Annotated in this window: 23 protein-coding genes; 8 read left to right on the top strand and 15 right to left on the bottom strand. The window is 54.3% G+C overall.

Annotated elements, in window-relative coordinates; all coding sequences use genetic code 11:
- The first annotated feature begins 428 nt into the window (after positions 1–428).
- The 5 genes from R5L00_RS05000 (at position 429) to mgtE (ending at position 6,781) form a co-directional block, all read left to right on the top strand.
- Entirely contained in the window at positions 429–2,282 is a 1,854-nt protein-coding gene (locus R5L00_RS05000; RefSeq protein ID WP_107693777.1) for a ribonuclease catalytic domain-containing protein, read from the top strand.
- A gap of 83 nt (positions 2,283–2,365) precedes the next feature.
- Positions 2,366–3,277: an energy transducer TonB gene (locus R5L00_RS04995; protein WP_258192648.1), complete on the top strand. Its 912-nt coding sequence runs from the start codon at positions 2,366–2,368 to the stop codon at positions 3,275–3,277.
- 121 nt (positions 3,278–3,398) lie between these two features.
- The gene (gene aroE, locus R5L00_RS04990; RefSeq protein ID WP_317653630.1) at positions 3,399–4,232 is read left to right on the top strand and encodes a shikimate dehydrogenase; all 834 of its coding nucleotides are present in this window, start codon (positions 3,399–3,401) and stop codon (positions 4,230–4,232) included.
- Between the two features lie 2 nt (positions 4,233–4,234).
- The gene (gene mtgA, locus R5L00_RS04985) at positions 4,235–4,930 is read left to right on the top strand and encodes a monofunctional biosynthetic peptidoglycan transglycosylase (protein WP_107693780.1); all 696 of its coding nucleotides are present in this window, start codon (positions 4,235–4,237) and stop codon (positions 4,928–4,930) included.
- Between the two features lie 408 nt (positions 4,931–5,338).
- Positions 5,339–6,781, top strand: coding sequence for a magnesium transporter (mgtE, locus tag R5L00_RS04980; RefSeq protein WP_107693781.1), 1,443 nt, complete (start codon positions 5,339–5,341; stop codon positions 6,779–6,781).
- A 90-nt stretch (positions 6,782–6,871) separates the two neighbouring features.
- Here mgtE and lysA read toward each other — a convergent pair whose 3' ends face one another.
- The 9 genes from lysA to R5L00_RS04935 form a co-directional block, all read right to left on the bottom strand.
- Positions 6,872–8,131 carry a diaminopimelate decarboxylase gene (gene lysA / locus R5L00_RS04975; protein WP_317653628.1) on the bottom strand — a complete coding sequence of 420 codons (1,260 nt, stop codon included), beginning with the start codon at positions 8,129–8,131 and terminating at the stop codon, positions 6,872–6,874.
- Positions 8,128–8,262: an LPS translocon maturation chaperone LptM gene (gene lptM / locus R5L00_RS04970; RefSeq protein ID WP_219907489.1), complete on the bottom strand. Its 135-nt coding sequence runs from the start codon at positions 8,260–8,262 to the stop codon at positions 8,128–8,130. Before lptM ends, lysA begins: the two co-directional genes overlap by 4 nt.
- A 135-nt stretch (positions 8,263–8,397) precedes the next feature.
- The gene (locus tag R5L00_RS04965; RefSeq protein ID WP_317653627.1) at positions 8,398–9,153 is read right to left on the bottom strand and encodes a SprT family zinc-dependent metalloprotease; all 756 of its coding nucleotides are present in this window, start codon (positions 9,151–9,153) and stop codon (positions 8,398–8,400) included.
- 34 nt (positions 9,154–9,187) lie between these two features.
- Positions 9,188–9,922 carry a lysophospholipid acyltransferase family protein gene (locus R5L00_RS04960; RefSeq protein ID WP_317653626.1) on the bottom strand — a complete coding sequence of 245 codons (735 nt, stop codon included), beginning with the start codon at positions 9,920–9,922 and terminating at the stop codon, positions 9,188–9,190.
- A complete protein-coding gene (gene gmhB, locus R5L00_RS04955) occupies positions 9,919–10,452 on the bottom strand; it encodes a D-glycero-beta-D-manno-heptose 1,7-bisphosphate 7-phosphatase (RefSeq protein ID WP_317653625.1) in 534 nt (177 codons plus the stop codon). Before gmhB ends, R5L00_RS04960 begins: the two co-directional genes overlap by 4 nt.
- Positions 10,449–12,632 (bottom strand): glycine--tRNA ligase subunit beta, encoded by a 2,184-nt coding sequence (glyS, locus tag R5L00_RS04950; RefSeq protein WP_317653624.1) that lies wholly within the window; start codon positions 12,630–12,632, stop codon positions 10,449–10,451. The genes gmhB and glyS overlap by 4 nt, the downstream gene beginning before the upstream one ends.
- Positions 12,629–13,534: a glycine--tRNA ligase subunit alpha gene (glyQ, locus tag R5L00_RS04945; RefSeq protein WP_317653623.1), complete on the bottom strand. Its 906-nt coding sequence runs from the start codon at positions 13,532–13,534 to the stop codon at positions 12,629–12,631. The genes glyS and glyQ overlap by 4 nt, the downstream gene beginning before the upstream one ends.
- 159 nt (positions 13,535–13,693) lie before the next feature.
- On the bottom strand, positions 13,694–15,157 hold the full coding sequence (gene lnt, locus R5L00_RS04940) for an apolipoprotein N-acyltransferase (protein WP_317654114.1): 1,464 nt from the start codon (positions 15,155–15,157) through the stop codon (positions 13,694–13,696).
- A 243-nt stretch (positions 15,158–15,400) separates the two neighbouring features.
- Entirely contained in the window at positions 15,401–16,573 is a 1,173-nt protein-coding gene (locus tag R5L00_RS04935) for a sensor histidine kinase (RefSeq protein ID WP_107693787.1), read from the bottom strand.
- Between the two features lie 411 nt (positions 16,574–16,984).
- Here R5L00_RS04935 and R5L00_RS04930 point away from each other — a divergent pair, with 411 nt between their 5' ends.
- Entirely contained in the window at positions 16,985–18,301 is a 1,317-nt protein-coding gene (locus R5L00_RS04930; RefSeq protein WP_317653622.1) for a M23 family metallopeptidase, read from the top strand.
- 35 nt (positions 18,302–18,336) lie between these two features.
- On the top strand, positions 18,337–19,437 hold the full coding sequence (locus tag R5L00_RS04925; RefSeq protein WP_317653621.1) for an anhydro-N-acetylmuramic acid kinase: 1,101 nt from the start codon (positions 18,337–18,339) through the stop codon (positions 19,435–19,437).
- A gap of 79 nt (positions 19,438–19,516) precedes the next feature.
- Here R5L00_RS04925 and erpA read toward each other — a convergent pair whose 3' ends face one another.
- The 6 genes from erpA to rplM all read right to left on the bottom strand — a co-directional run bounded on the left by erpA (position 19,517) and on the right by rplM (position 23,314).
- The gene (gene erpA, locus R5L00_RS04920; protein WP_107693894.1) at positions 19,517–19,885 is read right to left on the bottom strand and encodes an iron-sulfur cluster insertion protein ErpA; all 369 of its coding nucleotides are present in this window, start codon (positions 19,883–19,885) and stop codon (positions 19,517–19,519) included.
- Positions 19,886–19,940: 55 nt separating this feature from the next.
- Positions 19,941–20,357 carry a polymer-forming cytoskeletal protein gene (locus R5L00_RS04915; protein ID WP_107693790.1) on the bottom strand — a complete coding sequence of 139 codons (417 nt, stop codon included), beginning with the start codon at positions 20,355–20,357 and terminating at the stop codon, positions 19,941–19,943.
- Between the two features lie 10 nt (positions 20,358–20,367).
- Positions 20,368–21,108 (bottom strand): DUF6776 family protein, encoded by a 741-nt coding sequence (locus R5L00_RS04910; RefSeq protein WP_317653620.1) that lies wholly within the window; start codon positions 21,106–21,108, stop codon positions 20,368–20,370.
- Between the two features lie 256 nt (positions 21,109–21,364).
- A complete protein-coding gene (gene argC / locus R5L00_RS04905; RefSeq protein WP_317653619.1) occupies positions 21,365–22,393 on the bottom strand; it encodes an N-acetyl-gamma-glutamyl-phosphate reductase in 1,029 nt (342 codons plus the stop codon).
- Positions 22,394–22,481: 88 nt separating this feature from the next.
- Positions 22,482–22,874 (bottom strand): 30S ribosomal protein S9, encoded by a 393-nt coding sequence (rpsI, locus tag R5L00_RS04900; RefSeq protein ID WP_107693792.1) that lies wholly within the window; start codon positions 22,872–22,874, stop codon positions 22,482–22,484.
- A gap of 5 nt (positions 22,875–22,879) precedes the next feature.
- Entirely contained in the window at positions 22,880–23,314 is a 435-nt protein-coding gene (gene rplM, locus R5L00_RS04895; protein ID WP_107693896.1) for a 50S ribosomal protein L13, read from the bottom strand.
- Between the two features lie 287 nt (positions 23,315–23,601).
- Here rplM and R5L00_RS04890 point away from each other — a divergent pair, with 287 nt between their 5' ends.
- On the top strand, positions 23,602–24,474 hold the full coding sequence (locus R5L00_RS04890; RefSeq protein WP_107693793.1) for a phosphoribulokinase: 873 nt from the start codon (positions 23,602–23,604) through the stop codon (positions 24,472–24,474).
- The last annotated feature ends 80 nt before the right edge of the window (positions 24,475–24,554 follow it).

Genomic DNA, 24,554 nt, shown 5'->3' with positions numbered 1-24,554 from the left:
GAGGAAAACTTTTAACCTTTATTACACTCCAACGGAGGGAAATTTCCCTTCGCTCCGACATGCGGTGCCGGATTCCGCCGACAGGCGCAACGGCATGGTGCGTTCCAGATTCAATGCACTAAACGTCTTCCGCGCCAGAGCGGTCCCGCGGAGGATGGTTCAGGCTATAATTTTATCGCTGGAATAAACTTTTCGCCAAATCCTGCGCCTCAATGCAGCATGTCGGCGGTCGGGATGTATTAGCGCTCCCCAACCGTGAAGTTTTACCTGTAGCATAAACTCATCAGAAAGGTAGAGGTCAGGTAGCGCAGTTCGGGTCAGCGCTCATATCTTGGCGCTCGTGGCTCACTGCTCAATATGTGGTCAATGTGCGGTCAACTGGCGGTTCCAGTTTAACTTGTGTCTCAAATTCTCAGGTTCTCCTAACATTGAACGTTTTTTACGAAGAGGAAGGCACTTTCAAAGTAGGCTCGATCCTGGTCGATAATACGACCTCGCTCCACGTAGAGGCGCCTCACGGCAAGCGCGCAAAAATAAAAGCGGCTTCAGTGCTGCTGCGCTTTGACGCACCCTCCCTGTCAGAGTTTATGGATATAGCGCAAAAAACAGCGGAAGATCTGGACCCCAACTTTCTTTGGGAGTGTTGCGAGAGCGAAGCCGAATTTGCCAGCGATACACTGGCTGCGGATTATTTCGGTCATGCAGCTACGCCCGAAGAAGCAGCGGCGGTATTGATTCGGCTGCACAGTGCGCCCATGTATTTTTATAAAAAGGGCCGCGGGCGATACAAGGCTGCGCCACCCAAAGCACTTGAGGCGGCGCTGGCGAGCCAGGAAAAAAAGCGCCTTCAGGCGGAACAGCAGGCGCGCTATATTCAGCTACTGGAAAATTTCACGTTACCGGAAGAATTCAAGCCCGCCCTCTTCAATCTGCTTTACCGGCCCGATAAGAATACCGTCGAGTGGAAGGCGCTGGATGCCGCTTGCGCCGCGGGCAAACTGAGCGTTTCCAAGCTGCTCGAAAAGTGCGGGGCGATACCTTCCACGCATGACTATCACCTCAACCGTTTTTTGCTTGAGCATTTTCCCGCGGGCACAGGGTTTGGAAGCGTCGATGCCAGCGAACTCTTCGACACGGTCGATTTGCCAATCTCGGATGTTACCGCCTTCAGCATAGATGACCTCACCACCACGGAGATTGATGATGCGTTTTCGGTCACCCCACTGACTTTAGGCAGCTTCCGCGTCGGTATTCATATCGCCATCCCAACCTTGGGAATTCCCCCGGATTCGCCCCTGGATGCCGTAGCGGCGCAGCGTTTATCCACCGTGTATCTTCCCGGCTATAAGATCACGATGCTTCCGGAAGCGGTGATACAACACTACACGCTTTGCGAGCAGAGGTTGTGCCCCGCGCTCTCAATGTATCTGGACGTCGCCGACGACTTTACAGTTACCGCGACGAACAGCCGCATTGAACAGGTCAGGGTGGCCGCTAACCTGAGACACGACACGCTGGAGGAGCACTTCAACGAATCGAGTCTGGCCGCCGGTAACGTCGATCACCCGTTCGGTAAGGAATTGCTCGCGTTATGGAATTTTGCATGCAAGATGGAGGCGGCGCGTGGGAAGGCCAATGACAGCAATAATGAAAAGATCGATTACAATTTTGCCATTATCGATGACCGCATTTCCATCAGCCAGCGGCGCCGCGGTTCGCCGATGGATAAAGTAGTGTCAGAGCTGATGATTTATGTAAATGCAGAATGGGGCAGGGAACTTGCCAATCACGGCGTCGTCGGGATCTATCGCAGCCAGGGTAACGGCAAGGTGAGGATGAGCACCTCTCCGGCCCCTCATCAGGGTTTAGGAGTTGCGCAGTACGCATGGATCAGTTCCCCGATGCGCCGATATGTCGATTTCATCAACCAGCGGCAACTCGTGGCTTTGTTACGTGGAGAATCTCCGCCTTACGCAAGAGATAGCGAGAGTTTGAAAACGTCCATGCGCGATTTTGAGGCCGCGTATGAGATATACGGCGATTTTCAGCGCAGCATGGAGCGCTACTGGTGCTTGCGCTGGTTATTGCAGGAAAACGTGGTGTCGACGAGCGGGCAGGTGTTGAAGGAAAATTTGGTCAGGTTCGATCGGTTGCCGCTGGTCGCGCGTGTATCCTCCCTGCCGGAATTACCGCCGGAAACGAATATTGAAATCGAGATTTCCCAGATCGACTTGCTGGAACTCACCTTTCACGCCAAATATCTGCGCAAATTGCAACCGTGAGATTTGGCTTGCTGTGACGAGCAGGCGGTTATTGTTTACAATGACGGCATTTCTACCGCTGGATTCTCGTACTCCTTTCTGATTTGAGCGCCACCCCGACCATATCCGGCCTTGGTTCCGAGGCCTCCCCCGGCGTGATGTCGAGGACCTCGTCGCGCCTGAACGTCGCAATATTCCTCTCCGTGATTCTTCACGCTGTCGTGTTGTTCAGTATCAATTTCCAGTTCCCGTCATCAAAAAATGAGAGAGCGGCCTTCCCGCTGGAGGTGGTGCTGGTAAACAGCAAGTCGATCTCGAGGCCTGATAAAATGGACCCGTTGGCGCGCGCCAACCTGGACGGGGGGCGCAATACCGATCGCAGCCGTGCCAAAACACCATATCCAATTTCTCCCAAGCCTGAGCACATGGCGGACGAGGAGCCAGCCATGCAAAAAACGGAACAAGTCGAACAGGCGCAGCAACCGATGACTGTGCTCGATAGTGACGAGAAGGCTTATCCATCCGATCCTTTCGCTGCCCAGTCGGAAGAGAATCAGAACATCCTCGATACGACAGATCTGGTTCAGCGTAGCATCGAGATTGCCCGGCTAGGAGCCCGGGCTTCATATGATTATGGCGTCCATCAAAAGCCGCCTAAACGCAAATTCATCGGAACGCGTACACAGGACTACCGCTTTACGCGTTATGTTGAAGATTGGCGTCTTAAGGTGGAACGCATCGGAAATCTTAATTACCCCGAGGCTGCCAAGAGGGAGAAGCTCTATGGAACTCTGCAACTGACTGTTGGTATCAAGTCTGACGGCGGTCTGGAATCGATTGAAATAAACCGGCCCTCGGGCAAAAAGGTTTTGGATGAAGCAGCGGTACGTATTGTTAAGTTGGCTGGGCAAAATGGGTTCGCTCCGTTTCCGCCCGACATTAGCAGGGATATCGACGTTCTGCATATTACCCGCACTTGGGTATTTACACGCTCCGACGAACTGGCGAGTGAATGAGCGTCGTATTGCCGGGGTGAGGAACCGCCTCGCGCTGTACCTTTAATCACTGTAATGTTCCCGCAATCCACCTGCAATCTCTAGGGCGGCTTATAGACGCCTCATCCGGAACTCGGTTACTTTGACTAGCGTTGATCTCTACGCCGTTATCGGCAATCCCGTGGTGCACAGCAAGTCACCGCTTATCCATGCCGCGTTCGCCCGAGAGACGGGGCAGGAAATGCGTTACGAAGCAATACTCGCTCCAGAGGATGAATTCGCGGCCACCGTTGCGAGTTTCAGACAGCGCGGGGGTAAAGGCTCGAATGTGACTGTTCCATTCAAGCTCGAAGCATGCAAGGTCGCGAATTGGCTAACTGAGCGGGCAGATGCTGCACAGGCGGTTAACACCCTTGCGCTCGGTCATGACGGGATTCTCGGCGACAATACCGACGGCGTGGGATTGGTGCGGGACATCGCAGGCAATTTGAAGTTTCCGCTCAGATCGGCCCGGATTCTGCTCATGGGCGCTGGAGGAGCCGCGCGAGGCGTATTGTTGCCCTTGCTGCAAAACCAGCCTCGCGTGCTCGTGATCGTCAATCGTACGCGGCCAAAAGCGGTTGAATTGCAGCAATGGTTTTCGCGATATGGAGTCATTGTGTCAGCCGATTATTCTGATCTTCAAGGCCAGAAATTTGATCTCGTCATCAACTCCACCTCCGCCAGTCTCAAGGGTGAACTACCCGCGCTGCCACCCGGTGTCTTTGCTGACGAATCCCTTGCTTATGACATGATGTACGGCGCCGGACGTACGCCTTTTCTAAAATTCGCACAGGAGCAGGGCGCGGCGCGGCTCGCCGATGGCTTGGGCATGCTGGTAGAGCAAGCTGCCGAATCCTTTTTCGTGTGGCGAGGGATTAGGCCAAAAACCGCTCCGGTCATCGAAATGCTCAGGTCAATCGCGAGACAATCTTAAGCGTGAGATTTCTCAAACGCTGGTTTCTGCGTCTTTTTTTCCTTCTCCTGGTAGCGGTTCTCGGTTACCAGTTGTGGATTTTAGGTCACGTGGTTTACTGGAACGCTTACAACCCTTCCACAACCGCTTTCATGCGCGACCGTTTGAGCGCGCTAAGACAGAAAAATCCCGCGGCGACGTTACGCATGCGCTGGATGCCCTACGAGGGAATATCACACAATCTCAAGCGAGCAGTTATTGCGGCCGAGGATGGCAAGTTTCCGGAGCATGAAGGGTTTGACTTCGAGGCTATTCAAAAGGCATACCAGAAAAACCTGCAAAGAGGCCGGGTGGTGGCCGGAGGTTCTACGATCAGTCAGCAACTCGCCAAGAATCTGTTCCTTTCAGGAGAGAAAACGCCGTGGCGCAAACTCCAGGAGGCCGTCATCACCTTCATGCTGGAGAAAGTGATGTCTAAACGAAGAATACTTGAGGTTTACCTGAATGTAATTGAATGGGGCAATGGCGTGTTTGGTGCGGAGGCTGCAACCCGCTATTATTACGGTGTTTCAGCCTCGGCGTTGACTGCGGAACAGTCGGCTCGTCTTGCGGCCATGATTCCGAACCCGCGTTTTTATGACCTTAACCGTAGCACGCCCTGGTTACTGAAGAAAACCGGCATCATCCTGCGCCGGATGCCAGCGGCAACCATTCCCTGAAAGCCCTGCCTCCTTTCGGCCACACTGTGCAGGGGCGCCTTTGAGTTCGCTACTCGTCCTGTCATAATACTTGCCCCTTTTCCGGCGTTGGACAATCCTGTCTCATCTGCCTCTTGGAATAAGCTCTGGCGGAGCGGTGTGCTGGTAAAATCGCACATGCTCGCAGACCGCCTCTGAGCGGTCGAGGTGGAAGCTTCCGCGTTTTATCTTGAGAGAGGTATCAGGCGCGCAAGCCGGCGGTGAGTATCCCCTTTTATTGCAATCCGGCAGGTATAGCAGGTTGCGGGGTGGACCGCCTCAGGCGTCTGCGAAGGGAAATGGAATGCTCTGCCCTAGAGCGCATTCCATCCGCAAGGTCGCCGTAACATTCGTGTTCGGCTTGTTCAGCAGTTTCCAAAGGCGTTCCGTATGACAGAAGCAAACCAGCTCAGGGAAACAGATAACGTGCAAGAGCATTTGCAACGGGTACTCCATCTGTTGCACAAGCACAAGCTGGTGGAAGGCCTTGTGCATACGCAGCAAATGCCGCGCCACGAACTCGTGGAAGCGCTGGTGCATAAGCAGAACCTCGCGGAACTGCAAAAACTCCTCGACAAGCTGCACCCTGCCGACGTGGCTTACATTCTGGAAGCCATGCCGCTTGAAGATCGTCTCTTGATCTGGGATTTGGTCAAGGCTGAGCGGGATGGCGAAATTCTTCTGGAGGTTTCCGACGCGGTACGCGAAACGCTGATCGCCACCATGAACAGCGGCGAAATGCTGGCTGCGGCGGAGCAGCTGGACGCCGATGAAATTGCCGATCTTGCACCTGATCTCCCTCAGTACGTTCTCGATGATGTGTTCCAGTCGCTCCCCATGGAGGAACGGGAGAAGTTACGCGCTGCGATGTCCTATGCTGAAGATTCGGTGGGCGCATTAATGGATTTTGACGTCGTTACGATTCGCGAGGATGTAACCCTGGAGGTGGTGCTGCGGTATCTGCGCCGTTTGGATGAACTGCCGGATCATACCGATCAACTGTTCGTGGTGGATCGCAACGAGCATCTCAAAGGCGTACTTCCGATTAAGCGCTTGCTGGTTAACGATCCCGGCGCGAGCGTTGGTTCCATAATGACTACGCAGATGGTGATGCTTTACCCGAATGAAAAGGCGCACGAAGCGGCCCAGGCATTCGAGCGTTACGACCTTGTGTCGGCCGCGGTGGTTGGCACCGAGGATAAGCTGGTGGGACGCGTGACGGTGAATGCGGTGATGGATTTCATTCGCGAGGAGTCGGAAAGCGAAGCGCTTAGTTTGGCCGGCTTATTGCAAGAGGAGGATTTGTTCGCGCCCGTATGGAAGAGTTTGAAGAACCGGTGGCCATGGCTGGCGATTAATTTGGTAACGGCATTTATTGCATCCCGCGTCATTGGCATATTCGAAGATTCGATCGAAAAGCTGGTTGCACTGGCGGCGCTGATGCCTATTATCGCCGGGATTGGCGGGAACTCGGGCAATCAGACCATCACCATGATAGTGCGGGCACTTGCTTTAGGACAAGTCAATGCGAGCAATGCGCGCAAGCTCTTCGCCAAGGAGCTTGCCGTGAGCGCTGTAAACGGTCTGGTGTGGGGAGGGGTGGTCGGTTTGTTTGCCTACTTTATTTACCGCAGCGTACCTCTCAGCCTGGTTATGACGTTGGCAATGATGCTCAATTTGCTGCTGGCCGCACTATTGGGTGTGCTGATCCCGCTAACCCTTCACAGACTGGGCCGCGATCCTGCCACGGGCTCGAGCGTGCTGATCACTGCTGTTACCGACAGTGGCGGTTTTTTCATTTTCCTGGGTCTCGCCACCCTTTTTCTGGTCTAGCCAGAGTTCGGCCTCCGGGTAATATGAACTGCAGTAATGACCTGCATGAACTTGGGCTCGTCTAACGTTGGTTGCCCTAGGCAAGATATATCACGCGGGGAGAAGTTTTTCGCCTGCGGTCAAATGCTCCATGGATTCGCGTTCGCGGATCAGATGGCATTGCTCGCCATCCACCATCACCTCGGCCGCGCGCGGGCGGGTATTGTAATTCGAGCTCATGCTCATGCCATAGGCGCCGGTTGACATGACGGCGAGCAAGTCTCCTTGCGACAGCGCAAGGCTGCGGTCGTGTCCGAGGAAGTCGCCGGTCTCGCAAACGGGGCCAACAACCTGATACGGTTTGGCGCTGCCACTCTTGGTCCGACATACCGGAAGAATCTCGTGATATGCGTCGTACAGCGCCGGACGCATCAGATCGTTCATCGCCGCGTCCACAATCGCGAAATCGCGATGGGCTGTATGTTTAAGGTACTCGACCCGCGTAAGCAGTAAACCGGCGTTTCCAACGAGTGCGCGCCCTGGCTCGATGAGGATGCGCTGTCTGCGATGATTTACGCAAGCGCACAACGCAGCGACGTACTCCCGCGCGAGAGGCGGTGTTTCATCGGAATAGGAAATCCCCAAACCACCGCCTAGATCCAGGTGATCGATTTGTAAGCCCCGGGCTTCAAGGCGATCCAGTAGTCCGAGCATTTTGCCGCAGGCTTCCACAAAAGGATCGAGGTCAATCAATTGAGAGCCGATATGGCAGTCCAATCCACTAACGCGAACGTTAACAAGGCTTTGCGCCAAGACATAAACCGCTTCGGCTTCTTCGAACGGAATCCCGAACTTGTTCTCTTTCAGCCCGGTCGAGATATAAGGGTGAGTTTTAGCATCGACGTCGGGGTTGACCCGCAGGCTCACGCGCGCAGTCTTATTCGCGTCTCCCGCCACCTGATTTAAAACCTTCAATTCCGCTTCCGACTCCACGTTAAAGCAGAGTATGCCTGCGGCCAGCGCTTCCCGCATTTCGTCGGGCCGTTTTCCCACTCCGGAAAATACTACTTTTCCCGGATCGCCCCCCGCTTTCAATACCCGATGCAGCTCTCCGCCCGAAACAATATCAAAACCACTGCCAAGACCGGCAAATAAATTGAGGATGGCAAGATTAGAGTTGGCCTTGACTGCGTAGCACACCAGATGGTCACGCCCGGCAAACGCCGTGTCGAACTCCGCGTAAGCGGCAGCAAGCGCCCGACGCGAGTAAACGTAGCATGGTGTTCCGAACTCGCTGGCAATGAGGTCAAGCGGCACGGACTCGCAATACAGCGCCGCATTACGATAGCTGAAGGACTTGGAGTTGCTCACCTCCGCTTCTCTGCATCCTGGGATTGCTGCGGTTGCGGTGCTATTGGTTCCTGGGGAAGATAGAGCGGCGCCTTAAGGCCGCACGCGTTTAGCAGTAGGAGTATCAGTACGGTGGTGCAGAAGGTGCGCATGGAGTATCGTCATCGGAGAAGAATACAAAATATACCATAAAGATCACGATATATCGGGGAGCAGTCACTTTTGGCAAAATGGCCGCTGATCGTCAGTGCGGCGCGGTTTCGCGAGTTGACCCCGGGGTGCTATCGTCACCCAAGCATTCTCAAACGCTTCCTTGCAGCCTTATAGTCCGGATATATGCTTTCCACTGTTTGCCAGAATGCAGGGGAATGATTCATTTCGATCAGGTGCGACAATTCGTGGGCCACGACGTAATCCACAAGATCGAGTGGCTTTTGGATCAACCGCCAGTTAAGGCGGACCACCCCCCTTGAATGGCAACTTCCCCACAAGGTTCTGGCGTGAGAGAGCCGTAGCTGCGGCAGCGCAACGCCAAGCTTTTGCGCGTACAGCGTCATGCGCCTGCTGAAACATTCGAGCGCATGATGATGATACCAGTCCATTACGGCACGTTCTATCTGTTGCGCGGTCAGCAGGGATGGAAGGGGTAATCTGAACTGTGTTTCCTCTACTCCGGCGCCAATATCCAGCGGGACCATGCACACAGTTCCAGCAGTCGTAACGGTCACGCGCCACGGCGCTCCCAGCAATAGAAAAATACTTCCTTCCTCCCATGCCGGTCCGCTCGGTTTTCTGTTCTTCCATTCGTTGAGCTTGGTAACGATCCAATCGGCTCTCTTCTCCAGCACCGATTCGACCCACTGTAATGTTTCCCTGACTGGAATGCGGACAGTCAAACCGCTGCGATCGATCCTCATTCCAATGGTTCGCCGCCTGCAGCGCATGAGGATATACGTCACCTCGCGGCCGTTCAGGTGGATATTACGAAGCTCTCCCGCTTTCAGCCCACCTTCTTTTTGTGTCTTGGATAAAGCTTTTTTCATGCCTGACGTTATTAACTAAACAGCTAAATACATTTTACATTATGGCTGCTCGGCCCCCAATGAGGACCATTTCCGCTTCGATCCATGATTCAACCCTGGCATTGAGATCGCCGGGTTCCATCTCCGCAGGATTGATCGGTGGGCCGATGCTTACCGTAATTGTTCCGGGCAGTTTCAAAAAAGAATCCTTGCCCCAGAACTCGCCCGCATTGTGAGCGACCGGTACGACGGGTGCGCCGGTATGGGTTCCAAGCCACGCGCCACCAATGCCGTATTTTCCCTTTTTTCCCGGGGCGATGCGTGTCCCCTCCGGGAAGACTATTATCCAGAATCCTTGCTTCAGCCGGTCTTTTCCCTGCTCCACGATCTGTTTTAGCGCGGCTTTTCGGGAACTTCGATCGATAGCGATGGGGTTGGTCAAGGCCAGGCCCCAGCCAAAAAATGGCACGCGCAACAGCTCCTTCTTAAGAACCCACACCTGAGGTGGAAATATCTGCTGGAACGCGATTGTTTCCCAGGCAGACTGATGTTTCGACAAAACAATGCTTGGAACCGTGGGGATATGCTCCGTGCCAATAACCCTATAGCGAATGCCACAGATGAGGCGGAGCAGAAACATCATTATATGCGCCCAGCCGGAAGTGATCCGATAGCGGCGAATCGGTGGAAGGGGAAACGCCGCCAATATGATGAGAAAATAAAGCGGAGTGATGATGATCTGCAACAAACTGTATAGTGTCGAGCGCAGCACGGTGAAAACTGAATTCATTGCGTCAGCGCATCAACCGCGGCGGCGAGATTGGCAAATATTTTCGTGTTTGACGGCATTCCACCGGCCGCAGCCGTTTTTTTGCCTTTGCCTGTCAGTACCAGAACTGGATCCGCGCCTACCGCGGCCGCAGCTTGCAAGTCACGCAGCGAGTCGCCAATCGCCGGCACCCCGTTTAACTCCAGGCCGAACCGGTCCGAAATCTCTTTGAACATACCGGTTGCGGGCTTGCGGCAGCTGCAATTGTCGGTGCTCGCGTGCGGGCAGAAAAACATTGCATCAATTCGTCCCCCAGTTTGATTGGCGGCCTTACACATCCTGTCGTTGATGGCGTTGAGCGCCACCATATCCAAAAGCCCTCGGCTGATGCCGGATTGATTTGTTGCCACCACGACCTTGTAGCCGGCCTGCGTCAGACGTGCAATGGCTTCCAGGCTGCCGGGAATGGGTTTCCACTCGTCGGGGGTCTTGATAAAGGCGTCGCTATCGTAATTGATGACGCCGTCACGATCTAGAATGACGAGTTTCATGCCAGCTTGGAAATATCTGCGACCCGGTTCATTGCTTGCTGCAACTGAGCAAGCAATGCGAGGCGGTTGTGACGAAGCGACTCATCCTCGGTGTTGACCATCACGTGATCGAAAAAACCGTCCACCGGGCCCTTCAGTCCAGCCAGTATTTGTAGCGAGGTGCTGTAATCGCCTGCTGCAAATGCCTTCTCGGCCTGGGGCGCGATCCGGCTCAATGCCCGGTGCAAGTCCTGTTCCGCAGGCTCCTGCAACAGACCCGTATCCACCTCAGCATCTATATTTGCATCCGCTTTTTTGAGGATGTTTCCCACCCGTTTGTTGGTTGCAGCAAGACTTTCCGCTTCCGGCAATGCAGCAAAAGCACGAACGGCGTAAAGACGTTTTTTGACGTCGCTCAGCAATTGCGGACGCAGGGCCAGCACAGCATCGATCTGCTGGGGAGAGAAAATACGGTCGGCAGGTTCGACGTAAACTCTCTTGCCTGATACGAGCGCGTGCTCATCAAAAGACTCGGCGCTGAAATAGTGGCGAAGCCGCTCGTAGATAAAACGACTCAGTGCTTCTGAAGGATCGTTGATACTTCGGTTAAAGACATTTACCGCTTGCCGCAGCAGCGTATCCAGAGGCAGCGGGACTTCCTGTTCCACCAGGATTCGCACCACTCCCAATGCGTGACGGCGCAGCGCAAACGGGTCTTTATCTCCTGTCGGGACCTGGCCGATGCCAAACATGCCAACCAGCGTTTCCAGCTTATCCGCCAAGGCTACACTTAGGCCGGTCGTATTGCGCGGCAGTTCATCGCCCGCGAAGCGTGGCCTGTAATGATCCTCGATCGCATACGCCACATCATCCGACAAACCGTCGTGTTTGGCGTAATAGCAGCCCATGACGCCTTGCAGTTCCGGGAATTCGCCCACCATATCAGTAAGCAGGTCGGCCTTGCACAGCATCGCGGCTTCGCCCGCTTGCGCTGCGAGCTCATTGCCGCCCAGCTTTAATCCGATCGCCTGCGCAATGGCCCATATCCGCTCCACCCGCTCCGCCTGGGTACCGAGTTTGTTGTGATACACGACTCTGCGCAAGCCTTCCACACGCGATGCGAGCGTTTTCTTTCGATCTTGATCGAAGAAGAATTTTGCGTCTGCCAGACGGGACCGAAGCACTCGCTCGTTGCCGGTAATGATCTGGCTCGCATCAGCCGGACGAACGTTGGAGACGATAAGGAATTTATGAGAGAGCTTGCCATTTTCGTCTATTAGCGGGAAATATTTCTGATTCGCTTTCATGGTGAGAATCAGGCATTCCTGCGGCACATCCAGAAATTTTCTGTCAAATTCGCCCACCAGCACGTTTGGCCGCTCGACCAGCGCAGTGACTTCGTCCAGCAGAGCTTCATCTTGAATCATAATCAGGCCTTGTCCGGCCGTCGCGGCCTGAAGCTGTCCTATAACTGCATTGCGGCGTTTTTCAAAGCTGGCTATAACTGCGCCTTCAATCTCCAGTTGTTGTTCATAACTGTCGGCATCGCGCAACTCCACCGTTTCAACGTGTACTTCAAAGCGATGCCCTTTTGTCGTCCGGCCGGCCGTCAAACCCAGCGCTTCAACGCCGTGTACGATATCCGCCCCATGCAGCGCGACGAGCGCGTGTGCGGGCCGCACGAAGGTTTCATCGGTCCAGCCATCCGGGCGTTGATAAGTCATGGCTTTCGCAATGGGCAGTTTTTCTCTAATTACGAAAATCAAGCACAGGTTAAGAAGCCGGGAGAGAGGCTCGCCCCCATTTGTTCCCTCCAGGTAGATATACTCAGTCGAGCCGTCCACCGATCGCACCAGGCTGAAGTTCCCCGTTTCGATGTCCACCGGATAAATCTGATCTTTCGCCAGACGCTTCCGAAGCGCTTCGCTCCAGCTGTTGTCCGGATTGAATGCGATCGACGAGGGCATGAGTTTCTTCTTTTCCACCCGCTCTGGCGAACTGGAGCGGACATCGGTAATGTGGACGCCGAGCCGGCGGGGGGATGCATAGGCTATAGGACGACTCGTCTCCGCTAACAATCCGTCTTCTTTCAGCTGCTCGAACAGTTCGGTGGCAAAACTGTTCCCGAGTTTCCGTAATGACTTTGGGGGCAACTCCTCGACGAGCAGTTCAATCAGCAGGTTTTTGGTTGCGTTGCTCAAGCTGTACTCTCCAGCATTTGCTCCGCCCATGTGCGTGGCGCCAACGGGAAACCTAAGCGTTTACGGCTTTCGTAATAGGTTTGAGCCACGCTGCGGGCGAGATCGCGAATTCGCGCAATATATGCAGCCCGCTCGGTCACGGAAATCGCGCCGCGCGCATCCAGCAGGTTAAAAGTGTGCGCAGTTTTCAGCACCTGCTCATAGGCCGGTAATGCCAGTTCCTGCTCCACCAGATATTTCGCCTGGCTTTCGTGGCTGGCAAACGCTGTCAGCAGCAAATCCACATTGCTATGCTCGAAATTGTAGGCTGATTGCTCGACTTCATTCTGGTGGTATACGTCAAAGTAGGAGAGTCCTTCGGTCCAGGTCAGCTCGAAGACGTTTTCCACTCCCTGCAGATACATCGCAAGCCGCTCCAGGCCGTAAGTGATTTCGCCTGTGATTGGTTTGCAATTCAAGCCGCCCACCTGCTGAAAATAGGTGAACTGGGTAACTTCCATTCCGTTCAGCCAGACTTCCCAGCCCAGGCCCCAGGCACCGAGGGTCGGGTTTTCCCAGTCATCCTCGACGAAGCGGACATCGTTCTGTTTCAGATCCAGTCCGAGTTCTTTTAGCGAGCCGAGGTAAAGTTCCAGGATATTGGATGGTGCTGGCTTCAGCACTACCTGAAACTGATAGTAGTGCTGAAGCCGGTTTGGGTTTTCACCGTAACGACCGTCCTTTGGCCGGCGAGCGGGCTGCACGTAGGCAGCCTTCCAGGGTTCAGGGCCCAGCGCGCGTAAAAACGTTGCAGTATGGGATGTTCCTGCTCCCACTTCCATGTCATAGGGCTGGAGGAGTGCGCAACCCTCATTGCTCCAATACTGCTGGAGCGTAAAAATGATTTCCTGAAATGTGCGCATCAAGCCTTGATATTTTTTATATTGGTTTAGGCGAGGCGATGAAAGTCCGCCCATTGCCGGAAACAGGATGCAATTAGCGGTGCGTTTACCGGTAAGAAACCAGCGGTTTTGCTCAGCTTGCGCTGGAACCATACTTTGCAACGATAGCAATAGCGAATTTTACAGGTTTTTGCGCATGCCGCGGGACGTTGGCAGCAATGCAACGAACAATATTATCCCGGCCAGCCCCAAGACCAGACTGTTGCCAAAGCGGACATAAGGGGTTGCGCCGGTAAATCCCTGCGCCATCCCATGTAGCGCGGTCGCGGTAAAGACTTCCACCTGTTGCAGCACGACGCCGCGTTCATCGATGATGGCTGTTACGCCCGTATTGGTGGCGCGCAGCATGTAGCGGCCGGTTTCCAGCGCGCGCATTTGGGATATCTGCAAGTGCTGCCGCGGCCCGATGGATCGGCCAAACCAGGCGTCATTGCTGACGTTGGCCAGCAGGGTGGCTTGCGGTAGCTGTGTGATGATTTCCTCGCCGAACACGTCTTCATAGCAGATATTCACGGCTACGCGCTGTCCCGCGATGTTCATGGGCTGCTGGTCGAGTCCGCCGCGCGAAAAGTCCGACAAGGGGATTTTGAGCACATTGATGACCCATCCAAACACGGCCTTCAGCGGGATGAATTCACCGAACGGAACCAGGTGGTGCTTGCGATAGCTCTGATCCGGGGAGATACCGAAGCTGAACATGGAATTGTAGTACTCGCTGCCTCCGCCCGGCGCTTCAACCATACCAACGAGAATATCGCCGTCGTTCTGTCTCGCATAGTTGGCAAGTTGCGCCAGGTAAGCGGGTGGCACTTCATCACGAAACAGGGGTACCGAAATTTCCGGCGTAATGATCAGGCGGCTCCTGCTCTCTTCTGCAAGCCGGGCATAAGTATCCATCGAAGTGACGATCTGATCGGCGCGCCATTTCATATCCTGGGAAATATTGCCTTGCAACAGGCTGACCGTTACCGGTTTGCCCTGGGGCTCAGTCCAGTGGACTTGGCGCAAACCGAAACCGGCAAGCCAGATCGCCAGCAGGGGCAATAAGTAGCGTGGCCCGCGAAATTTGCTTTCGAAAAGCAACCCCAGGAGCGCGGCGCTACAAACGAGTACGAGCGAGATTCCATAGGCGCCTACTACCGGGACGAAACCCGCCAGTGGGCTCTGCGGTACTTGCGAGTAGCCCAACGTCAGCCATGGAAAGCCGGTGAATAGCACGCTTCGCAACCAGTCGGATAGAGCCCATAAGGCGCCTGCCGCCAACGCCCAGATCATAGGAGAAGCGATCCGCAACTGCTTTAGCGTCCAACCTGTAAGGGCGGGGAACAATGCTAGATAGGCACACAGAAACAACAGGGCGAGCACGGCGGCCGGCGCAGGCATTGCGCCAAAGTCATGCAAACTGACGTAAATCCATGTTACACCCGCGCTGAACATTCCCATGCCGAAGGAAAAGCCGAGTAGAGCCGAGTGAAACGGTGTCGCGCTACGGCGCCACAAATGGCACAGTAGTGCCAGCGTGACAAGCGGAATCGGAAAAAGGTAAAAAGGCGCAAATCCGAGCACAGTCAGTGCGCCGAGCATGAGCGTGAGAACGAGTTGCACGCGGATTTTATTCACGCCGCTTCACCCTGCGTCGGCGCCGGGAACGGCTCGAAAACATGGTCTCAAGCGCACTGCCGGCTGCCATGGCCCCTGGAAGAATATCGGCCCCGCTGGGTGCGTCGTCTTTTTGCAAAATAGAGTACAAGTATGAACAAGAGCGTATCAATACCATCGGCCATCGGACTGACGGCGGGTCAACAAACCGAAAGGATTAAAACAGGTTCAGACAGAAGAAGGGGCGTAGCTCGGCAGCACCAGTCGAAAGGTTGAACCCGCATTGATCTTCGACTCGACCTCCAACTCGCCACCGAGCAGGCGGGCGGCTTGCGCAGCAATGGTCAATCCCAGGCCGACGCCTGGTTTACCGTAGGTTTCACCGCGCTTAAAGGCATCGAATAGATTGTTCAGGTTTTCCGGCGCGATGCCTGGCCCGTGATCGCTAACACTGAGTATCCAGCCAGTGTCGTTGCCTTTCGACTTATTCCGGGCCGCGATTCTTATCATGCCGCTGGAGCTGTATTTTACGGCGTTCCCCAGAAGATTCTGTAATACAAGCGTCAATAAACCCTCGTCGCTCATTGTCTCGGCGCCCTCGGGCACGTCGACATCCAATCTCAAACCTTTGGCTTGCGCGTCATGCCGCGACTGTTTGGCCACTTCTGACAATAGAAGCTTGAGATCCACGAGCTGAAGATTAATCGGGGCACAATCCTGCCGCAATTGCTCTGCCTGTAGCAACTGGTCCATACCGGACGTCGTCTGCAGGATGGCTCGCTTGATCGACTCGATATCCTCTACGCTCTTCGCATATTCTGGAGCTTGAGACAGTCGTGCAGCGAGAAGCTGCAAATGAAGCATGGCGTGGTTGAGGTGATTGCGCAGATCATGCGACAGGAAGGAGAGGTATTTTGACTGCGTATCGGTAGAGGCCCTAATCCGCTGCCGAAGATGATCCGTGAATGCGACAACGCCTACTTGAAGGGCGGTGTCAATGGCCATATTCAAGGCAACGTTACTGCGTGCATCCAAGCCATCTCCAAGTGCCTCTGAAATTTGTTCGATGACTATTCTGCGGAGCAGCCGATATTCGACAACTAACTCCCGGATGTTGTAGTGTTCATGGAACCGAGTCACCCCGTGACTTTTGCTGCCCTCGATCAATTCACGGGTAGCGTGGGGTTTGCCCGAGGCCAGCGCGGCGGCGATCTCTTTCAGGATTGAGGGCAGCGAATTCCGAAGCTGTTGCAGAGTTAGCTCATCCGCGGCAGGAAGCGTGCGACGCACAGCAATTTCCCACTCGGGGATGATGAAATCCGCGCGTGCGCGTAATGCGGCCGCGAGTTGGGGAAAAGGATGATGCGCAAGTAAATCAAGCGTCAGATCTTCTGTGGACATGAACGAACTGTTCCCAAGATAGAGGAGGTGAGCATGAAAAGCAGTCAAAATTACGCCAAGCCCACATGGGTGTCGCAAGTTGAAGTAGGCGAACCGCACTTTGAAAAGCCACTTTTTCCCAAAGTCTGCTGTTGGGGTACCGCGAGTTCCTCAAGATATGTTTTAGCAAGCAGGGGGATGTCATTATACGATAGCTGCCCCTGTACAGGGGACGTGAACAACGCGGTTAAGCAGCTCCTGTTCGGAGGGTAAACGCACCCAAATCTGTTACGCCTCGCGCGTTCCCTGTATGGTGGGGCCCGCAGCAAGCCGCTATCCATACCCGCCTGTCTTACCCCCTTTAGCATGTCAACTATCCTCACGCGTGGCATCTATTGTGCTAAAATTTAGGACTAAAGCATGAGGGAGAATATGCTGGTTCACAAATTCAGGGTTTTGCCGGAAAAGCAGTTGACTTTGACAAAAAGAAGATTGCGCTGGCTGATTCTGTTATCGAGTATTCCTTTGTTTGGCATGGTGGCAGCGTTCGGGATAGCGCCGGACACGTCATTCGAAGAACTTCCCGTGGAGCAGGTCGTCCTGCGCCTCGAACTTCCCGAAGTTCATCCTGCGTCTGATCTGGATATGACATTCTGGCGGCAGGAACGAATCGAGCGCGGCGATACTATCGCGACCTTGCTGTCCCGTCTCGGCGTCAACAATCATGACGCAGCCAGTTTCTTGCGAGACGTAAGAGACGTCAAGCCCATGCATCAGCTCATCTCCGGCAAGACCATCCACGTTCAGAGTACCGCTGCGGGCGAGTTGCTTTTGTTGCGCTATTTCCCGGGCGGCAGCGAGCAGCTGGTGATGGAGAAAAGTGGGGATGCCTTCCGGATAAGCGAACAACCGGCAAAGCTGGAGACGCACATCCAGATGAAATCCGGCGTAATAAATAGTTCGCTGTTTGCGGCAATTGATAGCGCGGGCGTGCCGGACAGCGTTGCCACCCAGATTGTTGATATTCTTGCATCCGAGATTGATTTTCATCGGGATTTGCGCAAGGGCGACCGTTTTACCGTGGTATACGATTCGCTATATGGCAATGGCGAGCCCGCGAGGCCCGGACGAGTCCTGGCGGTAGAGTTCATCAACCAGGGAACCCCTCATCGGGCACTTTATTTCGCGCCTGAAAACGGGGAAAGCGGCTATTTCACGCCGGACGGCAAGAATCTCCGAAAAGCATTCCTGCGCTCGCCGCTGGAGTTCTCACGCATCAGTTCGGGTTTTTCAAGCGCGCGTTTTCATCCTATTCTCAAGACATGGCGCGCGCATAATGGTATTGACTACGCGGCGCCGACCGGCGCTCGCGTGAAGGCGGCGGCCGATGGGACCGTGGCGTTCTCTGGCTGGCAGGGCGGTTACGGTAACGTCGTGATCTTGCAGCATAATGGTGGGTACTCGACCGTTTACGGGCACTTGTCGGCTTTTGCCAAGGGTTTGCGCAAGGGGGAGCGTGTCAGTCAAGGTGAAGTAATCGGCCAGGTCGGTGCGACTGGAATGGCAACCGGTCCGCATCTGCACTATGAATTTCGCTTCAATGGTGTACAGCGGGACCCCACAAAGGTGGCAATGCCTGCCGCGAACCCGGTTTCGCCCAAGCATCTGCCGTCATTTTACGAATATACCAAATCGTCGATGGCCCGGCTGGATATGCTTCGTGGAACCAGCCTCGCATTCCTCGACTAGGCGCCTGGCGCAAAACGGGCATTAGGCGGAAGAATTTGAAAACCGCTTACTATATCGGGATCATGTCGGGCACGAGCCTCGACGGGATCGATGCAGTGCTTGCGGATTTCGGCTCTTCACCCCCTTCGTTGCTGCATACCTGTTACCGGCCATACGATTCAGATCTCCGCAACCGGTTGCTGGGGTTGCATCTGCCGGGCCACGATGAATTGCATCGCGCCTCCTTGATGGGCAATGAGCTCGCCCATCATTATGCCCACGCAGTAGCGGCATTACTTGCTGAAAGCAGCGTAAAGGCAGCCGAGGTGGCGGCGATTGGATGCCACGGCCAGACGGTCCGGCACTGTCCCCAACCAGGGAACGGCTATACCATACAATTATACAATCCCGCACTACTGGTTGAGCTCACGGGCATCGCTGTGGTGGCGGACCTCAGGAGCCGCGATATTGCGGCGGGTGGGCAGGGCGCGCCGCTGGTCCCGGCGTTTCATAAAATACTGTTCAGCCACCCCGAAATTCACCGCGTTATCGTCAATATCGGCGGTATTTCCAATATAACCGACCTCCCGCCCGATGGCGAGGTTACCGGATTTGATTGCGGACCCGGCAACATCATGATGGACGCGTGGTGCTTGCGTAATATCGGCAGCATATATGACAACAACGGAGCATGGGCAGCATCAGGCAGAGTCATACCGGCCCTGCTGGACAAACTTCTGACCCTGCCTTTTTTCTCTCTTGCTCCCCCAAAGAGCGCTGGAAGGGAAATATTCAATCTAGTTTGGCTGGAGGATTGTTTGTCCGGAGATGAGCAACCAGCTGATGTTGCAGCGACCCTTCTGCAGTTGACCGTTAGGGGAATTGCAGAATCGGTCTCAGCTCATTTCCGTGACGTGGCGGAAGTTTATCTATGCGGTGGCGGCGCGCGTAACGGAGCGTTGGTTGACCGGATTCGAGCAGCCATGACCGGTAAAAAGGTGGAATTGACCGACAGTATCGGCGTTGATGCCGACTGGCTGGAAGCATTTGCGTTTGCCTGGTTGGCAAAACAGACTATGAATGGTGAGCCCGGTAATCTTCCCTCTGTAACCGGCGCAAGCGGTCCCAGAGTTCTCGGGGCGATTTACCCTAATTAACTTTGCTCCAATTAAAACCTGGTCAGCCAAAGACGACTTTGTCAGTTTTGCTATGTAAAAAACGCGAACTGATAATCGGCTACACTGAAAAAGAAGATCCACAACCACAGGTACTGGACGCTCCGGGGTTCTTGATAACAAATTGCGCCCCCTCGGCATTTTCCTGGTAGTCGATTTCGGCCCCGGCCAAGTACTGAAAACTCATCGCATCGATGAGTAGTTTCACGCCATTCTTCTCCGTTACCGTATCATCTTCGCTGATTAACTCGTCAAAGGTAAAGCCGTACTTAAAACCGGAGCATCCCCCGCCGGCGACAAACACTCGCAGCTTGAGATCATTGTTTCCTTCTTCCTCGATCAATTGCCGGACTTTGGTTGCCGCATTATCAGTAAAAATAAGTGGAGCTTGCATTTCTGCAACCAGGCTGGAGTTGGTTGGTGCGTTCATATACATCTTTTGTCGAGTTAAAGGGGGGACAACTATTCACTTGTGTGCGCACAGGTCACTCGCTTTGGCTCGCGGGGATCAATGGTACGACTTTATTGTCGACTTGGATATTATCCAGATGATGAAGCATCCCATCCACCGATGCGCCAAGCTGTATTTCCATGGCCTTGTAATGCACATCTCCAGAGACCTTGGCTTTCGGCTGTAGTTCCATGTATTCGCTTGCATGGATTGCGCCGGTTACCGTTCCGTTGATAACGGCATGCGAGACAATAATTTTCCCCTCTATGACTGCCTGGTCGCTTAGCACGAGCGTGCTGGGCTTGTCGCCGAGCGCGACGATATTCCCCGTAACGCGACCATCCACCCGTAAGCCTCCGCTGAAGTTGACGTTGCCGTCGATGTGGGTTCCTACCCCAATCAGCGAATCAATCTGACTTTGCGGTTTCTCGGTTTTTCCATTTCCGAACATTCTGCCTCCTCTATAGTGACAAGTTTACCGTCTGCATCAGTCTCGTCTGTGCCACGCCTTTTTCATACACCTTTACCTGCATACTATCCACGATGGCGTCCGGGGGCAAATGAAAGGTGTTGTCTATTCTTTGGTAAAATCTGAAGTTGATGTCCAGCATTTGTGACGAACTATCGCTGCCGATCGGGATCATCATCTTTTCCCCATTTTGCTGGAAATGTACCGCGAATTCCAGACTTCCGTGGAAATCCTTTGCGCGCGGTCCGTTTTGGACCAGCAACAGGCTATAACGGTATTCTCCGGGCAGTTTGCCCCGTTCCAGCTTCAGCCGTCCAATCGAAACCTTCTGCTCTGATTTTCCACCGGCTGAACCCAGGTTCTGAAAAAACGCCAGGTCCTCTTTCAGGCGGATATTTTCGTTTTCGAGCGTCTTGACCTGTTTTGCGATATCTTCCCGAGCGACCAGGTCCATTTGCAGTTGCCGGTCAAGGCCCGCCACCTTCATGCGGAGTTCTTCGTTATCCCGCTCCAGACGGCCGTTCAATTCCGACAAACGGTTTAGGTCATGACCCGTTTCGTTCTTGTCAAAGCCGGCAAACCTGCGCCCCGCTTCATACATACCTAAGGATAGCCCCACTGCCAGCACGGCGAGAATCGTGATAACGACCCAACGGATATAGGCCGGCGTCTGCGGACGTATTGCGACCCTCGGCGCCGATATGCCGTACTTTTTTTTAAGCGATTTGATCATGCCCCAACATCCTGAAAAATCCTCGGTGGAGCCTATTGCCGGCCAAGCTGGAAATCGCGAGCAGGCGCGCCACGTGTCTACCTGACACCTGATTCAGGCTGAACAAGTGCTTAGTGCTTAGGCTGCCCCATGCGCCTCCAATTTTACTGCAACTTGATCGCTGGTGGGCGTTGGACTCTTTCGGGGCTACAGTCCTATTAACTTGGACATTGACTCGCGTCCCGCGCCGTCGCACCCCGGAAAAGGGACAGGCTGCTCAGGGCAGCAGTGGAGCATGGCTGATCGCCAGCGTTTCAGACAAGCCGAACATCAGGTTCATGTTCTGCACCGCTTGCCCTGCTGCGCCCTTGACCAGATTATCCGTTACCGACAGTATTACCGCGGTGTTGCCTCCCTGCGGACGATGGACAGCGATGCGGCAGAGATTAGAGCCACGTACCGAGCGCGTCTCCGGATGGGCGCCGGGAGGAAGCACATCAACAAAGGGCTCATCGGCGTAGCGCTTTTCATATAAAGCCTGTAGATCGGTATGCGAGGTTAGTCGGGCATAGAGCGTAGCGTGAATGCCGCGGACCATAGGCGTGAGATGGGGCACGAACGTCAACCCAACGGGTCGCTCTGCCATATTCGACAGACCTTGTCTGATTTCCGGCAAATGTCGATGTCCTGGAACACCATAAGCCTTGAAATTATCGGCGGCCTCCGCATACAGCGTATGCACCGCGGCGGTGCGCCCAGCGCCGGATACGCCGGATTTCGCGTCTGCCACCAGATTGTCCAGGTCAACGATACCCGCTTCAACCAGTGGCAGGAAGCCCAGTTGCACCGCTGTGGGATAGCAGCCCGGATTGGCTATGAGTGTCGCGGCTCTGATTTTGTCGCGATTGATTTCAGGCAGCCCATAGATGGCCTCGGCTACCAGATCGGGGCAAGCGTGTGACATGCCATACCACTTTTCCCATTCAGCTATATCCTTGATGCGAAAATCGGCAGACAGATCGATTATCCGTACGCCCGCGTCCAGTAACGGCCGTGCCTGGTTCATGGCAATACCGTTTGGGGTTGCGAAAAATACCACGTCGCATTTGTCCAGGTCAGCTTCTGCAGGATCACTAAATTTTAGCGACACTCGTCCTCGCAAGCTGGGAAATAATTCCGCTACGCCCATACCTGCTTCCTTGCGCGACGTTATCACCCGCATGCTCACCCCAGGGTGGTCGGCCAAAATGCGCAGCAGTTCTACACCGGTGTAACCTGTTCCCCCTACAATTCCTACGTTAAGCATAGCGTTCCCCTATCCTCCGGGACGATTATAAAGTAACAAATAAAAAAGCCGCCAGAAAAGGGCGGCTTTTTGTGACGAGGGTGAAGAATTATCTCTTGGAAAATTGCTTCCGACGGCGCGCTTTGCGTAAACCGACCTTCTTTCTTTCCACCTCGCGCGCGTCCCGCGTAACCAGCCCAGCGTTGCTCAATACAGGCTTGAGCGAAGCATCATAATCAATCAATGCCCGGGTAATGCCATGCCGCACTGCCCCAGCCTGGCCCGATTCCCCTCCGCCGTGAATGTTGACCACAATGTCAAAACTTGTCAGATTACCTGTGAGTTCCAGTGGCTGACGAACTACCATGCGTCCGGTTTCGCGCGAAAAAAACTCATCAACCGGCTTGTCGTTAATCGTTATCAAGCCCTTGCCCGGCTTGATGAAGACGCGAGCCACGGCGCTTTTGCGGCGTCCGGTACCGTAATTATAGGTCGTGTTCATTAATATCAGGCCCTGACTTCGAGTTGTCGCGGCTGTTGCGCCGCGTGCGGATGCGACGCACCCGCGTAGATTTTGAGTTTTTTCAACATGGCGTACCCTAGCGGACCCTTTGGCAACATACCCCTGACGGCCTTTTCCAGTGGTCGGCCGGGAAAGCGCGCATGCATTTTGGCAAAACTGGTTTCATAAATACCGCCGGGATACCCCGTATGACGATAGTATGTCTTGTTCTCCGCCTTGGCGCCCGTGACACGAAGCTTGTCGACGTTGATAACAACGATGAAATCACCGGTATCCACATGGGGAGTAAAGATAGGCTTGTGTTTGCCCCGAAGACGATGTGCGATTTCTGCGGCAAGACGCCCAAGTACCTTGTCGGCCGCATCGATCACAAACCAGTCGCGGATTACTTCATGTGGTTTGGCTGAAAAGGTTTTCACGACGCCCATCCCTGCTGATTCAGTAAAGCCGGGCATATTATGCCAGAGTTTCTCGAAAGTCAACCGTGCGTGAACTGGCAACGCTAAACAAGGTGCTGTTGCCTCCATTCCGCCTCACCAACGGCCTCTTCAAAGCCCTCAACGCGCGGAACAGGTTGCATCTTTTAACCCAAGGCGAGGTGAAAACGGGTATCATAAACGCCGCCAAAAATTTGCTGGAATTCAGCTGTATTTATTGACGAGAAAAACATAACATTCATTACTTATTGTCCTGAGGAGAGCGTTGTATGTCACAAAAACACCCTATCATCGCCGTTACCGGTTCGTCGGGCGCTGGTACGTCGACGGTCAAAAAAAGTTTCGAGCATATTTTCTGGCGCGAGAAACTGACTGCCGCGGTGGTAGAGGGCGACAGCTTCCATCGCTATGATCGTGAAGCGATGAAGAAAGCCGTGGTCGAATCCGAGAAAAAGAACGGTCATCCCATCAGTCACTTCGGGCCGGAGGCCAACGAATTTGAAAAACTCGAGGCGTTATTCAAGACCTACGGCGAGAGCGGCACAGGCGAGACGCGTTTGTATCTGCACAATGACGACGAAGCCGTGCCATTCAACCAACCGGCGGGCACCTTTACGCCTTGGGCTCCTATCAAGTCGGGTTCGGATTTGCTGTTTTACGAAGGATTGCATGGGGGAGCGAAGAGCGAGACGGCCGATGTGGCAAAATACGTCGATTTGCTGGTCGGCGTCGTACCCATCGTTAACCTCGAATGGATCCAGAAAATCCATCGCGACATGAACGCGCGTGGTTATTCGGCAGAGGCAGTCACTCATACCATTCTTCGGCGCATGCACGATTACGTGCATTACATTACGCCCCAGTTCTCACGCACGCATATTAATTTCCAGCGGGTGCCCACGGTAGATACATCCAACCCGTTCGTGGCACGTGACATTCCAACTCTGGATGAAAGTTTTGTCGTGATTCGCTTTCGCGATCCCAGAAAGGTCGAATTTCCTTACCTGCTGTCCATGATTAACAACTCGTTCATGTCTCGTCCGAATTCGATCGTGGTGCCGGGAGGGAAAATGGGATTCGCCATGGAGCTGATATTGACGCCGCTTATTCTGGATCTGGTGAAACAAAGCCGTAGCGCGTAGCCAGAGCGAGTCGAATCGAGTCTAAACGAGTGGCCACAAAGTCGGCGTGTGGCCGCGTTCTTCTCGTGAACCGGCTTTTC

Origin of the sequence: Nitrosospira sp. Is2 (assembly GCF_033095785.1) — a bacterium.
GTDB lineage: Bacteria > Pseudomonadota > Gammaproteobacteria > Burkholderiales > Nitrosomonadaceae > Nitrosospira.
The sequence above is the reverse complement of the archived record's forward strand: the minus strand, read 5'-3'. Positions and strand labels throughout refer to the sequence as shown.